At 44.5% G+C, this 14,817-nt stretch carries 7 protein-coding genes; 6 read left to right on the top strand and 1 reads right to left on the bottom strand.

What is annotated here, in order from left to right; translation table 11 throughout:
* Window positions 1–2,215 precede the first annotated feature (2,215 nt).
* On the top strand, window positions 2,216–2,398 hold the full coding sequence (locus ACZ48L_RS10945; RefSeq protein WP_148295466.1) for a hypothetical protein: 183 nt from the start codon (window positions 2,216–2,218) through the stop codon (window positions 2,396–2,398).
* Between the two features lie 30 nt (window positions 2,399–2,428).
* Entirely contained in the window at window positions 2,429–4,144 is a 1,716-nt protein-coding gene (locus tag ACZ48L_RS10940; RefSeq protein WP_464722045.1) for a fimbrillin family protein, read from the top strand.
* Between the two features lie 1,419 nt (window positions 4,145–5,563).
* Here ACZ48L_RS10940 and ACZ48L_RS10935 read toward each other — a convergent pair.
* Window positions 5,564–6,610: a type I asparaginase gene (locus ACZ48L_RS10935; RefSeq protein WP_025792889.1), complete on the bottom strand. Its 1,047-nt coding sequence runs from the start codon at window positions 6,608–6,610 to the stop codon at window positions 5,564–5,566.
* 331 nt (window positions 6,611–6,941) lie between these two features.
* On the opposite strand from ACZ48L_RS10935, the gene ACZ48L_RS10930 reads away from it, so the two are divergent.
* The 4 genes from ACZ48L_RS10930 to ACZ48L_RS10915 all read left to right on the top strand — a co-directional run bounded on the left by ACZ48L_RS10930 (window position 6,942) and on the right by ACZ48L_RS10915 (window position 14,801).
* Window positions 6,942–7,133, top strand: coding sequence for a hypothetical protein (locus ACZ48L_RS10930; protein ID WP_025792890.1), 192 nt, complete (start codon window positions 6,942–6,944; stop codon window positions 7,131–7,133).
* Window positions 7,134–7,181: 48 nt separating this feature from the next.
* On the top strand, window positions 7,182–9,830 hold the full coding sequence (locus ACZ48L_RS10925) for a fimbrillin family protein (protein WP_025792892.1): 2,649 nt from the start codon (window positions 7,182–7,184) through the stop codon (window positions 9,828–9,830).
* Window positions 9,831–10,938: 1,108 nt separating this feature from the next.
* Window positions 10,939–12,228 carry a serine--tRNA ligase gene (gene serS, locus ACZ48L_RS10920; RefSeq protein WP_025792893.1) on the top strand — a complete coding sequence of 430 codons (1,290 nt, stop codon included), beginning with the start codon at window positions 10,939–10,941 and terminating at the stop codon, window positions 12,226–12,228.
* 248 nt (window positions 12,229–12,476) lie between these two features.
* Window positions 12,477–14,801 (top strand): bifunctional dihydroorotate dehydrogenase B NAD binding subunit/NADPH-dependent glutamate synthase, encoded by a 2,325-nt coding sequence (locus ACZ48L_RS10915; protein ID WP_464722044.1) that lies wholly within the window; start codon window positions 12,477–12,479, stop codon window positions 14,799–14,801.
* The last annotated feature ends 16 nt before the right edge of the window (window positions 14,802–14,817 follow it).

Here is a 14,817-nt window from a genome sequence, read left to right as displayed (position 1 = left end):
AGGGGTTGAAAAACAGAGAAACGACAAAAAGGGAGTAAAAACTCAACAGCAAAACAACGTAGATTAGGACCCGAAAAAGGGGTGAATTGGTGGACGATAAGAAGACTAACGTACGGCGCAAGTCGGTCAGTCGTTTTACCGATGCAGCCCACTCAGCCTGTCAAACGATTTTCATTGTACTGCCCATCATCGACAATGGCGCAACCCGCTGGCGCATAAACCAATAAGCACCATAGCAGAGGGAGCGACAACGTACGGAAAAACGAAGCGCAAAAGACAACTGCGACAAATAGGGAGGGTCGCACCAAAACCTCTTAGTTAAAGTCATCATCCCACACAGAAGAGAATCTCTTCTCTCTTAAAACACAAAAATTCTTCTTCAGATTAGATTATCATTAGTATATCTTTATAAGATATTATTTAGGAGGATGTAACTCTTTTAAGTTCAGAAAGTTACACAGACGACTAACGACACAATGGGAAGTTAGCGACGACATATTAGTAAGTATGGTGCGACAGATAGGTAAGTATGGTGCGACAGAATGGTAAGTGTTAGGGGGTATGGTGCGACATGTTGGGAGTTTAGGTGCGACGGATAGGGAAGGAGTTGGCTTATTAGATGAAGAAAGTAGACAAAATACATAATTTTTACGCTTTTTCTCTCCGCAATCTTTAGTTATCTAAAGTGGAGTAGGGGTGAATGCGCTGATTTTTCATGGACTTTTATTTTGTAAATAAAAGTATATATACTGTTGATAATTAGTATTTTACATTATTTACAGTACTAAAGCGTTGACAAAAAGGGAGGGTTTTGTGCAGGGAATGTTGCGCCATTGGACGACAAGAAAGGAGGGTTGAGAAAAGAATTTACATATAATAGGAGGAAGAAGGATGGAGAGGAGGGGCCTCCCCAAGCCCAAAGGGGGAGCCTCCCCAAGCCCCTCCGGAGGAGGGGATGTACAAATTGGGTGTGGTTGGGAGTCTGTTGTTGTTGGCTTGTACACGTTCTTCGAGTGGTGGGGATGTGCCTGGTGGGGATCTGATGTTGGATGTTGGGATAAAGGAAAGGGGAAGGAAAATGGATCAAAGTCTAATGTTTAATGCTCGAAACTTTGAAGGTTAGTGGGCAGGGCGATGGCATTTGGCAGATAGTTCGGTTGCTTGTTAAGTTGATGACTCGTGTTCTGTGGTAGGTAAGTTGGTCTATTGAACACATAAGTTGGTTGCTTGTTGACTCGAGAACTTGTATCCGATAACACATAACTTGTTCTCCTGGACACATAAGTTGGTTGCTTGTTAAGTCGACGACTTGTATTTTGTGGCAGGTAAGTCGGTCGGTTGTCAATTCGATGACATATATCCTATGGCAGGTAATTCGGTTCATAGAAAACACAAGTTGCTTACTTGTCAGGTTGAGAATTTGTGTTCTGTGACGTGCAAGTCGTTGAGTTGTCAATTCGTAAACTTGTATCTTATGGAACGCAATTCATTTGCTTGTCAACTCAAAATTCGTCTACTTGTCAGCTCAATGTCTTGTCAAATAAAATCTCATTCTTTGTTTTTCCTGTCACTCCTGTCACCTTTTTGTGTTCTGGAGAGGGTTGTTGATGAGAGAGTTATCCGAAAAGGCAAAAGTGACAGCAAATGAAATAAAAATAAAATAGGGAAAAAGTATTACTCCCATACCCCCTTCGGTTGGAGAGGAGAGAGAGGGTTGAGCTATGGAAGACGAGTTGTTATGACCTGAAAGCATCCCACGTGGTTGTCAGTTTACCCACAATTACGATATGTCGGATATGAGTTTTAATGAAGTTTTAATAGTGTAACGCTTATGAAACTATTACATTTTTATACGCTTTTGTGCGCAATGTTAATTAATAAATTTTATAAGTAAATTTAAAACTCCATGTATAATTATTACTTACCTTTGCACCGTGATTACTCATGTAACCCAAAGAAACGAAGACGACTGGTCTTAGTCACCATGCCAGCTCATCCCTTGTAAAATATGAAAAGGGGCAAGGCAAGAAAGAAACGAGGTGACGGAATGATCAAAACAAGAAGGTAATAACTCCTATTGTATGCCACTTACCACTAATAAAGTCGTATAACGACCGACATGTGACAAGTAACGATAATCATTCTACCATACAAATTGAGATATAATTCAAAAGATTAAAACCATAAAGTTACTCAAATGGAAATTAAAAAGTATTTGAAACCGTACATTGAATGTACGAAAGTTGAAACGGAGTGTGCACTATTGACTAGTACCGGTGGTGGCAATAATGGTGGATTTACCCCTGGAACTGGTGGTGGCGGTGGTGGTCATCATGCCAAGACTAATCCTTTTGATTATGAGGATGATCAAGATGAAAACGAAAATGAAGAGAATTAACTATATGTTTAATTAATTAAATTCTAAAACATGACCATTAAGACTATCTACTCAGCCCTAATTAGCCTGGCAGTTCTCGGCTTGGCAGCATGTTCAACCGAGGTGAACAATGAACAATCTCAGGTGATAAACCCAGAGACATCATCTACTCGTGCATTCACGCTTACCCCTAAAGAAGGTCCACAAACACGTACGGACGTGAACATTTCAAGTCGTAATAAGTGGACGGCTGGCGACCGACTCATAGCTTATAACATTACAAATCCAGAGGGTTATGACTATTTGACGGCTACAGACGACAGTATTTATACTAAGTTCAAAGGTGATATCCATTGGAAAGAAGGCGATGAATTGGCGCTCTTCTATCCGTTCCGTTATAACACGAAGGAGACTCCTATGGGTATTGTTCCGCTTGGTTTGAAAGAGAATACCATTCTCGTTAATGGTAAACCTGTTACTGGACATCAGAACGGAACGATAGCAAACTTCAAGTACTTCGACTACATATGGGGTAAACTGAAGAATATCCAGAGTGACGGACACAGTGCATGGGAAGACTTTACGTTGAATAAGCAGTACTGTTTTATTCGCTTGAACATTATCTTTAATGGTAAACCCATTAAGGATATGACACAGGTAACGATCAAGAACATCTATACTGACGGTGACTTTAACCTCTCAACAGGTCAGATTACCTATACAAACAAGGGCGAAATGACTGTTACAGCAGACAAGCCACTTGAGTATTTCGACATTGCGTTGCTACCTGATGCGCATCTCAGAGCCAGCTTTATCATCCAGACCAAGAGTGGAATAACATTCCACGCTACTATGGAGCAGGAGTATAACTACGAGAAAGCGAAGTATTATCCTTACACCATCACTGTAAAAGACCCTGATCCATTCATTCCAATAGACGGTGTGAAGTGGGGAAAGTACAATCTTCAGTACGAACCAACAGAACATCAGAATGGTTGGGTAGAAGGTTATCGCCTCGCAAAGAATGCTTGGGACTACTTCTATACGAACAATGACCCATTCAATCTCTATCCAGAGTTCCTCCCACGTGCGTTCAATTGTGTTGCTTTCGACCACTTCCGTTGGGGAAACATCGCTTATGCGCACAACTATAGCCATGATGCAATGCGTTATTACTCAACTTATACGGGTAATATCCAGGGTCAGCAGCTGAACGACTGCTATGGTGACCTTGCTTATTATGCATCAAAGGGTGACTGGAAGTTGCCTACAACGAACGATTTCCGTAAGCTGATGGCGAAGACAGGAGAGTATCTGGGATACTATATTGACAATGGAAACGTTGTAGTAGGTGTGCTCTTCGATCCTACAGTACCTGAGCATCTCAAGGGAAAGGTACTTGATAAGAACGGAAGAGTTATCGGTAGAACCAATCAAACGAATGCTATCTACGTTGGAGACTACAGAAAAGCAAACTGTACACGTATGAAGCACTTCACAAAAGAGGATATCGACAAGGGCGTATTCCTGCCATGTGCAGGTGCATACACCGAGTATAATGACGGTGCACCACGCCTCCAGCGTCCAAGTTCTCAGGCTCTTTACTGGACATCTGACGGCAAGTCATGCGACTACAGATTGGCAACAGCCTTCTCAGCTTACTATATGACGAACGGTTGTTTCTTCCCTGGAACAGTCAGCGGAAGCCGTAGTACGAACAATCCTAAGTGGAGTATGTACAGCATTCGTCCTGTATATGCAAAATAAAAGGTAATCGGGGAGAGTGCACGGGGATATGGAAACGGTCCCCTTCAGTTCTCGAAATGTGACTCTCCCCCTTGCCCTTTCATCGTTGAAGGGAGAAGAATTACCACGGAAAAACGATAGTTATGGGAGTCAGAGGATATACTATACCTCTGGCTTCCATTCTTTTTTACCGTTTAAGAAGCATCAGACATATCGTAAAGGTGCGCAGCAGGCTTGCACTGTCATGCTATCCTTTCCGCTGAAGCAGCATGTCTTATGTTGTAAATACAGCCCCCAGCTTGTTTTAATCACACCGTCCTGTTGGTCAGATAGCGTGCCTTTTCCTGTTAAAGCCAGCCGTTTTATCAGTCAGATAGCGTGCCTTTTCCTATTAAAGCCTACAGTATTGTTGAGCAAGAAAGCGTGGTTTTTATATTAAACCTTACTGTATTGTTTATGAGAGCGTGCTGACCTCCCTGTTTATCCCTATCGTTTTCTTTATCAGGAGGAGATGGTTCTCATATCCAGCCCCATGGTTTCGTTTGTCAGTGTGTGCTGAATTTCATTTCAAAAGCTACAGCCTTGTTTATGAAGAGTGGGTAGTTTTCATGTTAAAACGACCCCTCATATTTGTTAAAAGGTGGTTGCTTCGAAGTTAAAATTTACTGTCATGATTGTTAAAAGAATATAGTATACTTAACAAAGATATCCAATTTGTTTGTTAAAATCGGGTGGGTTGAGTGTTAAATAACACCATCTTTTTTGTCAAAAATTAGCACTTCGCTACTTATATCCCATCCTTTCACTTGCGAAACAACCCCTGATGCTGTGTCGGATGATGGTGAATCGTGCATCAGACGGTGCTGAAATTGTTTTTCGTGTGGCTTGGTTGTGATCAGTAATACCATTGAACAATGCCGAAACCCAATTGCTTCAGCGTGTTTATTACCCTTTCCGTCTACTTCCAACACCCCTTCCGTCCCCTTAATGAATAAGGTATGCAGAGGGCATATGCTGCAAAGTACGAACGGGAGAAGTACCCATAAGGAAGTTGTCCATTATTGATACAAAAGTTTTATTAATGTTAAAAGAAAGATTTTAATGCTTTTCGGGTACGTATTAATATATCTATAGTTGTATTAATAGTACAGTGAGTTATTTTTTTCTTGTGTAAAACCGATACACATTTAAAACTATTTGACTCTAAATGGCCACTATAACTAAGACGGGCGCACCAGTTTACTGATGTGCCCGTTTGTTTTTTTCTGTCTTTTTTGATGTGTTTATGGGTTTACAAGTTAACAGATTGTGTTTCTTAAGGTGTTGGCTTGAATGCTAAGCACAGCCCTTTGCCCTTTTACTATTTCACCTTTTTACTTTCCCCTGAGGCTTTTTTCTCTTTCCTTTAGGGCTTCTTTCTAATTTCCCTAAGACTTCTTTTTATTTTTCCCCAGAGATTGTTATCTCCCCAGCGATGGCTTTTTTCATGTATTGGCGTATGGTTTCAGGGTCATCATAGAGTGCCTGAAGATACATAAGCTTCGTAACAGCAGCCTCTACCGTGCTATCGTAACCACTGATAACACCTGCATCCTTCAGCTGATAACCCGTATCGTAACGGCTCATCTCAACCTGTCCGCTGATACATTGGCTGATATTCACCACGACAATACCCCTGCGTGATGCCTCTTTGAGCATGTTCATCAGCCAAGGCTTCTGTGGTGCGTTCCCACTTCCGTATGATCTCATGACGATACTACGCAGTTCCGGAGCGTCAATGACATGCTTCACGATGTCATCTTCAATGCCTGGGAAGAGCGAAAAGATAACCACATTCGCGTTAAGATCCGTATGTGGAATCATCGGACGTGTATAGTCGGGCTTCAGAATACGGTGTTCGTCAAAGGTAAAGTTCACTCCAGCCTCACAGAGATGCGGATAGTTGAACGAGTCGAAGGCATTGAATTCATCTGCATTCTGCTTCGTTGAACGGTTGCCACGCAGCAGATGTCCACTGAAATAGATGCACACCTCCGGTACCATTGGCGTCCCATCGGCATGATGAGCAGATGCAAGTTCGAGGCTTGTCATGAGGTTTTCCTTCCCATCCGTGCGCAACTGTCCGATAGGAAGCTGTGATCCCGTGAGGATAATAGGCTTGGTGAGGTTCTCAAACATAAACGATAGCGCCGAAGCAGTGAATGCCATGGTGTCCGTACCATGCAGGATTACGAATCCGTCATAGTCATCATAGCGTTCAGAGACGATGTTCACGAGCTGTGCCCACCGTTGTGGCGTCATGTCAGAAGAGTCTATTGGAGGGTCAAACTGGTAAGTGTCCACTTCAGTTGGTATCAGTCTGAACTCAGGAACGTTGTCAACAAGGTGGTTAAAGTCAAGTGGTTCCAGTGCTCCTGTCACCTTATTATGACCCATACCTATGGTTCCTCCAGTATAGATTAGCAGTACTTTGTTTGTTCTCGTCATAATGTATCAGTTTGTTATTTTGCAAAGATAATAAAAAAATATGCACCGTTCTTTATTCTATATATACTTTTTTCTTTTCCTTATTATTAGGCTAATGATTTCTGTTACATAATGTTACGGAAATTAAATGGCATTTGTTAAAATTAATATACGCCCTTAAAGATTTAACATTTATTAGTTTTGTAGATGTAAAAATAGTAGTAATTTTGCACCGAATTATCCACGTAATGTGTAAGTTTTCAGCTACTTAGCAGTGCAAGCCACTTAAAAATAAAAGAATTTCTATTGTATTCTATTTGTAAAGAGATAACTTATTTAATAATTATTTGATATGAGAAAAAAGTATGTAGCACCCTCAATGAGGGAGTTTAATGTGCCATGTGAGGCTATCATCATGGCAGGTTCAGGAACAAATCCGACCTTTAACCCATCCGTAACTCCGCGTGTAGATGGTGGAGAAGAGGACTTAGATGGCGACACTTATGATGCATCAGGTAGCGATACCAGCACACCACAGCCATAAGTAAGTAGGAGAGTTACTAACAAGCATTAAGAAAACGACTAACAAAAAATGAATTCAAGAAACTTATTCACACGTATGATGTTAGGCTTAACAGCCCTGACATCCAGCTTCCTTGTGGCATGTAGCGATGTAGACACTGCCCAGGACCCACAGAAACCAACTGATGGTATCACGTTCAACATGAGCGATGTGCAGGACAGGTCTGATGCTTCACTGCCTAAGACCAAAGCTCCTGAGGTTTATGAGAACCACACTGTAGCACTGCAAGGTGCTGATGCCAAAGGTTTTGTGCTTGAGGAGAGCACCGTTGAGGGTGTTAATCCTGTGCAGCAAAGCCCTGCTACACGTGGTACGATGAAGACTTCTATCGACGGACAGTTCACTGTTTTCGCATGTAAGAACGGTGGAGTGTCACCTGACTATATATATAATGAGAAGGTGAATGCCAACGGAACGATGGTAACACCTAAGAAGTGGCGCAAGTCAGAGGCTTCAACGCTGAAGTTCTATGCCGTTTATCCAGCTGCACAGGACGCTGACCAGCAGATCAGTCCAGCTACTTACAGTGCATCACAGAGCCCTGTTATCAAGTTCAGTCCTAAGAGTGACGTGAAGCAACAGGCTGACCTCATGGTGGCAAAGACCGCTGATATGGCTTACGACACTTATGTTAGCACACCTGTTCCATTGCAGTTCACACACGCCACAACGGCTATCCAGTTTAAGATAGGTAACGACCTCTCTTATAACCAGCAGGTACAGAAGATCGAAATCCAGAACGTTTACGGTGAAGGAACATACGATCTCGCTACCAAGACATGGACTCTTGGCACAACAAAGAAGAGCTATACGCTTACGTTGAACCCTACTTTCTCTACTGCACAGAACCCTGGAACGGTGATGAACGGCGGTGATGGTACGTTCTTCATGATTCCTCAGACCCTTCCAGACGATGCTAAGGTGAAGATTACCTTTGCAAGTGGTAAGTATTGGGAAGGAAAAATCGGTGGAACGGGTAAGGTTTGGGCTGAAGGAACCACAAAGACTTACACCATTTCAAACTCTAAAGACCTCTCTGACCGTGACTTTATCCTGACCGTTACACCAACAAACGGAACAGAAAGAGAGTACAACCAGTTCGACCTTCCATTCACTGTAACCAGCTATAGCCACTTGAAAGGCTATACAGGGACCGACCGTGACAAGGCAGAAGCATGGCAGATTGCGAAGTATGAGACACGTGAAGGAACTTACAGTGCAAGTGAATCAGAGAAAGGTTGGCACGATGCTGGGACAACCTTACCTGCTTTGGCAACTGCAATCCTTAAGACTTCTGGCAACGGAGGTACAAGTGCTGAAGCAAATAAGTTGACCTTTAAGGATGACTATAAGGCTGATTTCGTTGCTTATAGAAATGCTCAGTTGAAGTCAGCTACGCCTGAAACGAACAAAGACCTCTCTATGATCAATGGCAAACAGAACACTGCTAACTGTTATATCGTCTCTGCTCCAGGTACTTATAAGTTCCCATTATACTATGGTAGCAGCCGTGTGGACGGTCATGATGTCGCTGCTTCTTTCTGGAATCATACACAGGATGGTGGCGCAAATGACATGACATTGGGACAATTCAAAGATGGTATCGGTCCTATTAATTATTCATATATTGAACGAACCATAAATGGTGCTGAAGTAATCTGGCAGAGTAAGACTGGCATGATCAAGAATGTTACCGTCTCAGGACAGGGCAGGACGGGTTATGTTAGCTTCGAAGTTGATAAGAATAACATTGAGACCGGTAACGCTATCATAGCTGTAAAGCAGGGTTCAACGATTGTTTGGAGCTGGCATATATGGGTAACTGGTTCTGACGTAGCCGACGTTCAGTCACAAACCTTCCTGCATGAGCCAATCGGTTTCATTCCTTCAAGCTGGAAGCGTACCACCTATTCAGAGAATCGTGAGATTAGAATAACATTTAAACAGCCACGTTCTGGTAAGACGTCATCTGTTGTATTTACTCAGAAACCGCATGTTGAGCAGGCTCAAGGACGCGCAATGTACTTCCAGTGGGGACGTAAAGACCCATTGACAGCGGCTACTGGCTTTACCTCTTCTCCCTGGGGACATAACGTAGGTATTAGCTTAACGTATGCTGCAAGTCATCCTATGGTTATGGGTAACTACCGTCGTTTTAATAATCATTTTGGTGCAATGCCTGATGGAAAACTGTTCTGGGCTGATTATTTTAACTGGAATAATGATCCAAATGAACAACGTACGTATGTGAACCTTTGGGATGCAGAGGCTAAAACGTTTGAAAGTGATTATACACACACTACAGCTTATTCTGGTCCATTCACCAAAACGATTTATGACCCAAGCCCTGCTGGCTTCCATGTTCCAAGATCTGCAGACTTCTCTAAGCTGACTTCCGATCGTAGAAGAGCAGCCTTGCGTATGGGATGTTTGAACCCTGAGGGTGGTTCTGCCTATAATACGCCTGTCTTCTCTAATGCTGGTTATGGGTATTATTGGACAAGTGAGAAGGCATTTAAGTTAAATAATAATGTTTCATGGGCTTATTATAGCATCCATGCTTTTGCTACATCTGATGATGATTTGGAGATACAAAGACACGCACAGTATTTTACTAATCCTGGCTTTGGTTACAATGTTCTCCCAATCAAGGAATAAACAGATGCGTTCCTGCTATTAGGAACAAGATAATATCAGCGACTGCAGACTCTTCGGAGTGTGCAGTCGTTTTGTTTTAGGGGCTTTGTGGGTTACGTTTTCTGGTGGTTGGAGGGAGTGATAGGGGGTGATGAGATAGGGGAGGGAGTGGAAGGGAACAGGAGAAAGGGTGGAATGAGACAGGGGATAGGATGAAATGGGACAAGGGGAGGGGGTGAAGAGGAGTGTATGAATTATCCTTACATAATCTTAACCCTGTTTGTTCTGGTTTGGGTGGATTGTGGTTGATTTTCGGGTTTGTAACCATTGGATTATCAAGGGGTTACGGATGGGGTCGTAAAAGGTGCCCTTTTGCGTTGTAAAACATGCCCTTTTACACTGCAAAAGATGCCCTTTTACGATGCAAAAGGGCGTCTTTTAGAAGGCAAAAGGGCGTAGATGGGAAAGGAAGAAGGAAAGAAATTGACAAAAAAAGCCTCCCCAAGCCCCTCCGAAAGGAGGGGATGTGAGAGGAAACGGGGGGGATAGAAGACGGTTGACCACAGCTCTTCGAAGGAGGGGATGTGCCTGTCGGGATACGTGTTTCCTAATGAGGGGTAAAGGTTTTGGAGCTGTTTGAGTTGTTGAAGGGACAGAAGTCGTTAGAAAAAATGGGGTATTCAATTCGTGAACTTGGGTTTTTAATGCCTGGTTTGTCGGTTTTTCAACTCGTAAACTTGCGTTTTTTAATGCCTGGTTTGTCGGTTTTTTGACTCGTAGAACCTGTTCGTTTAGCATGTAGCCCAATGGCTTTTCAATTCGTAAAACCTGTTTATTTAGCATGCAGCCCAACGGTTTTTCAATTCGTAAACGTATGTTCTTTAAGATGTGAATTGTTTGCTAAGCGCACGGCTTAAGGGCGTGTTTATGTGTCAGGATATATTTTATGATGGATGATTTGTTATGTGTCATGCCGTCAAGTTGTTGGGTTTTATGCCCTTCAGGGGGGCAAGAAACGGCGGGAAAGATAATAATTTTTCCATGGAACGGTTTTCTTTTGCTATTTTATCGTGTTATCGATTTTTTTCGTAACTTTGCTCTCAGAATCAAAATTATAAAGGAAATTATTATGCTTACATTAAAGCTCATCAGTGAAGAGACCGAACGTGTAATCAAAGGATTGGAGAAGAAACACTTCAATGGGGCACGTGAGGCAGTTGAGAAAGTACTGGAATATGACCGTCTGCGTCGTGAGACTCAGCAGAAGCTTGATACAAACAAGCAGCAGCAGAACCAACTTTCGAAGCAGATAGGAGGGCTGATGAAAGAAGGAAAGACCAACGAAGCTAACGATATAAAGGAGAAGGTGGCTGAGCTGAAGTCGGCTGACAAGGCGCTACATGAGATCATGGAGACGGCGCAAAGGGAGATGACGGAGGTGCTGCTGACCATTCCTAACGTTCCGAACGATGATGTTCCGGAGGGAAAAGACGCCAGTGACAACGTCGTTGTGAAGGAAGGTGGCGAGAAACCGAACCTCCCTGCTGACGCACAATGCCACTGGGACTTGCTGAAGAAGTTCAATCTTGTTGACTTCGACCTCGGTGTTAAGATCACCGGAGCAGGCTTCCCGCTATACATTGGTAAGATGGCTCGCTTCCAAAGAGCACTGGAAGCATTCTTCCTTGACGAGGCTCGCAAGAGCGGTTATCTGGAGGTGCAGCCGCCATTGGTGGTTAATCAGGACTCAGGACTGGGCACTGGACAGCTTCCAGACAAGGAAGGTCAGATGTATCATGCCAACCTTGACGACCTCTATCTTATCCCTACGGCTGAGGTTCCGGTGACGAATATCTTCCGGGATGAGATTCTTGACGAGAAGGATCTGCCTATCAAGCGTTGCGCTTATTCGGCTTGTTTCCGTCGTGAGGCTGGTAGTTACGGTAAGGATGTACGTGGATTGAATCGTCTGCATCAGTTTGATAAGGTTGAGATCGTACGCATTGACAAGCCAGAGCATTCCTATGCATCACTTGATGAGATGCTCAACCATGTTGAAGGACTGCTGAAGAAGCTGGAATTGCCTTATCATATCCTGCGCCTTTGTGGTGGTGACATGAGCTTTACATCAGCCATCTGCTACGACTTTGAGGTGTGGAGTGCAGCCCAGGAACGCTGGTTGGAGGTGTCAAGTGTTTCAAACTTCGAGAGCTATCAGGCGAATCGTCTGCACTGTCGGTACCGTCATGCAGAGGATAAGAAGATTGAACTCTGCCATACTCTTAACGGTTCGGCGCTTGCTTTGCCACGTATCGTTGCCGCAATCATTGAGAACAACCAGACGCCAGAGGGCATCCGTGTGCCGAAGGTGCTTGTTCCTTATTGCGGATTCGAGATGCTCGACGACAAGATGGACTAAGAATAAAACCCTCTGCCGTCCTCTCCTGATAAGTGGAGGGGTACGGACAGAGGGCTTTTCATTTGCTAATCCCGAAGTGGATTCTACACATCTGTTTATTACTACGAAAACCTACAGAGCTTAGAACAAGGGCTCAACAAATAACAAATCATCATACTAACATATCACAAAGACAGTATTCCGCCATCTTTCCTCATACCGAAAGGGGCACGACGTGGGGTCTGTCGGATAAAAAACAACAGTATATCATGAACAAGATTATCAGCAAGAAACAGTTTTCGGAGAAGGTTTTCTGCATTGAAGTGGAAGCACCTCTCATCGCAAGGAGCTGCCGTGCAGGCAATTTCATCATCGTACGCGTTGATAAAAACAGTGAACGTGTGCCGTATACCATTGCTAAAGCTGACCCGGAGAGGGGCACACTGACAATGGTTATACAGGAGGTGGGGCGTTCATCAACGAAGCTCTGCGACCTGAAGGTGGGTGATGAGGTGGCTGATATCGTTGGTCCGCTCGGTACTCCGTCACATATTGAGAACTACGGAACGGTGGTCTGCGCCGGTGGTGGTATCGGTATTGCTGCCATTCTCCCCATCCTCACGGCACTGAAGAAGGCTGGCAACAGAGTGATATCCGTCCTTGCGGGTAGGACGAAGGAGCTGGTTATCATGGTGGATGACGTGAAGGAGTATTCGGATGAGGTGATCATCATGACCGATGACGGCTCATACGGCGAGAAAGGGGTTGTCACGGTGGGCGTAGAGAAGGTTATTCAGCGCGAACATGTGGACAAAGTGCTGGCGATAGGACCTCCTGTGATGATGAAATTCACGTCATTGCTGGCAAAGAAATACGGTATTCCTAACGACGTGTCATTGAACACCATCATGGTGGATGGTACGGGAATGTGCGGCGCTTGTCGACTGACGATAGGCGGAAAGACGCGCTTCGTCTGCATTGATGGTCCTGAATTCAACGGTGATCAGGTGGATTGGGACGAGATGTTCAAGCGCATGGGGACATTCAAGAACGAGGAATCACTGGCTAACAGGGCTGCAGAACCAGGACACGCTGCTGCCGATCAGGGGAAGAAAGACGGTGAGGAATGTGCTCTGGGATCTGATAAGAAGGCGTCGGAGGGTGTTGCTGCTGCCGTCAATGAGACTGAACCCGAGGCGTTGAAGCCCAAGGAGAGAGTGGCAATCCCACGTGTTAAGATGCCGGAACTGGATGCTGAATATCGTGCCAAGACCCGTTTGGAGGAGGTAAACATCGGCTTGACACCCGAGATGGCTATGCAAGAGGCAAAGAGATGTCTTGACTGTAAGAAGCCATCGTGCGTAGAAGGTTGTCCGGTAAACATCCAAATACCAAAGTTTATCAAGAATATCGAACGTGGAAACTTCCTGGAAGCAGCGCGCGTTCTTAAGGAAACATCAGCTCTGCCAGCCGTTTGCGGACGCGTTTGTCCACAGGAGAAACAGTGTGAGAGCCGTTGTATACATCTTAAAATGAAGTCGCCAGCTGTCGCTATCGGCTATCTGGAACGCTTCGCAGCCGACTATGAGCGCGAGAGTGGGCAGGTTGCACTGCCTGAAGTAGCACCATCCAACGGCATCAAGGTGGCTGTTGTGGGTTCAGGACCATCTGGTTTGAGCTTCGCAGGAGACATGGTGAAGCGTGGATATGAGGTGTATGTCTTCGAAGCACTGCATGAGATAGGTGGCGTTCTGAAGTATGGTATCCCTGAATTCCGCCTCCCTAACAAGATTGTTGATGTTGAAATAGATAATCTTCGTCGGCTTGGTGTACACTTCCAGACTGATACCATCATTGGTAAAACTATCTCTATCGATGAGCTGAAGGCAAAGGGTTTCAAAGGAATCTTCGTTGGTTCGGGTGCAGGATTGCCTAATTTCATGGGTATTCCGGGCGAAAACGCCATCAATATCCTATCAAGTAACGAGTATCTTACACGTGTTAACCTCATGGATGCAGCCAATCCGGATACGGATACACCTATTATAATAGGTAAGAAGGTGCTCGTCATCGGTGGTGGTAACACTGCAATGGACTCTTGTCGTACGGCAAAACGACTCGGTGCTGACGTCACTCTGGTCTACAGAAGGTCTGAAGCGGAGATGCCGGCACGCCTTGAGGAGGTGAAACATGCCAAGGAAGAGGGTATCAACTTCCTGACATTGCACAATCCGAAGGAGTATAAAGCGGATGAAAACGGACGCGTCTGTGCTGCAGTATTGGATGTAATGGAACTCGGAGAACCTGACGCAAGCGGTCGGAGACGCCCTGTTGAGACGGGAAAGACCATCACCGTGGACTGTGATCAGGTCATCGTTGCTGTTGGAGTATCGCCCAATCCGCTCGTTCCTAAGTCTGTTGAAGGATTGGAACTGGGCAGAAAGAACACCATTGTTGTCAATGACAACATGCAGAGTTCCCGTCCCGAGATATACGCTGGAGGTGATATCGTACGTGGTGGTGCCACCGTTATCCTCGCAATGGGCGATGGTCGGCGTGCCGCAGCCAGCATGGCTGAACAGCTGAAGGCGTAAGAACAACTTATCATAT

The organism is Prevotella histicola, from assembly GCF_055385135.1.
The sequence above is the reverse complement of the archived record's forward strand: the minus strand, read 5'-3'. Positions and strand labels throughout refer to the sequence as shown.